This is a genomic window from Komagataeibacter kakiaceti JCM 25156 (genome assembly GCF_000613305.1).
In genome coordinates this window covers 1-1511 of the sequence record NZ_BAIO01000541.1, presented here as the reverse complement: position 1 = coordinate 1511, position 1511 = coordinate 1, and the positions used below count along the sequence as shown (strand labels likewise).

The window sequence follows — 1511 nt, the reverse complement described above, 5'->3', positions numbered from 1 at the left end:
GGGGTCGGTCTCGTCCACTTCCAGCTCGATCACGCGGCCAATGCGCACTTCGCCCACGTTCCTGAAATCCAGCACATGCAGGGCATGTTCCACCGCCTTGCCCTGCGGGTCGAGCACGCCTTCCTTCAGCATGACGGTCACGCGCACCTTCATTGCATTACCTCCGGTCCCTTCATGTCGGAATTCGTGGCCTCGGGCAGGATACCCAGGCGCATCGCCACTTCCTGATATGCTTCCTCAACCTTGCCCATGTCCCTGCGGAAGCGGTCCTTGTCCATCTTCTCGCTGGTCTTGGCGTCCCACAGGCGGCAGTTGTCGGGCGAGATTTCATCGGCCAGGACGATACGCATGTTATCGCCTTCGAACAGGCGTCCGAATTCCAGCTTGAAATCGACAAGGATGATGCCGACGCCCATGAACAGGCCGCACAGGAAGTCGTTCACGCGCATGCTCAGCGCCACGATGTCTTCCATGTCGTGCGGGCAGGCCCAGCCGAAGGCGGTGATGTGTTCCTCACTCACCATCGGGTCGTTCAGGGCATCGTTCTTGTAATAGAATTCGATGATCGGGCGCGGCAGGCGCGTGCCTTCCTGAATGCCCAGCCGCTTGGACAGGGAGCCCGCGGCCACGTTACGCACCACGACCTCGAGCGGGATGATCTCGACTTCGCGGATCAACTGCTCGCGCATGTTGAGGCGGCGGATGAAATGGGTCGGAATCCCGATATCGTGCAGGCGCAGCATCAGGTGTTCGCTGATGCGGTTGTTCAGCACTCCCTTGCCGGTGATGATGCCCTTTTTCGCGCCGTTTCCGGCGCTGGCGTCATCCTTGAAATACTGCACGAGAGTACCGGGTTCTGGCCCCTCGAAAAGGATTTTGGCTTTTCCTTCGTAAAGCTGGCGGCGGCGGCCCATACTCATCCTTCACATAACGCTGTGGGGACGGGCCGGGAGCGGCCCCTCCCCTGATCTGCGGGATCCGTTACTGGCATGATCCCGAATAATGCGCATGCCATAGCAGCGTTCCGGCCGGGAAGATACCATTTACCTCTGGTGGCCGCCCTACGCGTCCAGATTGACCGGATGGTAGCCCACGCGGTCGGGCGCGCCGGGGGCGAAAAACCATGACCGGCCATCCCCCACCCGCGCCACGCCGATGGCCGATGAACTGCATGTGCCAAAGCCGGAACGCGGCGGAATGTTGATCTCGCTGCCAGCGGGCAGCGAACGGTCGGCCAGCAGGGTGGTCCACGCCGTCCATTCCGGCGGCACGGGGCGGATCGCGGCGCGGAATCGGGGCAGGTGCCGGTGGATGCGCGGCATGGCCATGTCATCGGGGTCGGTGGTGGCGACCATGTGTACGCCCGGCGCGAGGCGTTCCACCTGTGGCTGGCCGTAGCCGGGGCCACGGATGAAGAAGGCGTCCGTCCGGTCCGCCACGATCATGTTGAACGAGCGCCATGCCCCCGCGTCGATCGTGGCGATATGATCAACCGCCTCACCCGCCGTGGC

General features: G+C 63.0%; 2 protein-coding genes and 1 pseudogene. All 3 read right to left on the bottom strand.

Features of this window, described 5'->3' with window-relative positions; all coding sequences use genetic code 11:
- A partial coding sequence (purS, locus tag JCM25156_RS16370; protein ID WP_025813964.1) for a phosphoribosylformylglycinamidine synthase subunit PurS occupies positions 1 to 153 on the bottom strand: 153 nt, incomplete at its 3' end.
- A complete protein-coding gene (gene purC / locus JCM25156_RS16365) occupies positions 150 to 914 on the bottom strand; it encodes a phosphoribosylaminoimidazolesuccinocarboxamide synthase (protein ID WP_025813963.1) in 765 nt (254 codons plus the stop codon). The genes purS and purC, both read right to left, overlap by 4 nt.
- A 147-nt stretch (positions 915 to 1061) precedes the next feature.
- Positions 1062 to 1511: pseudogene (locus JCM25156_RS16360) on the bottom strand (NRDE family protein); the annotation flags it as partial.

Excerpts from the sequence above, each read along its gene's own strand:
- purC (WP_025813963.1), bottom strand. The coding sequence starts at position 914 with ATGGGCCGCCGCCGCCAGCTTTACGAAGGAAAAGCCAAAATCCTTTTC.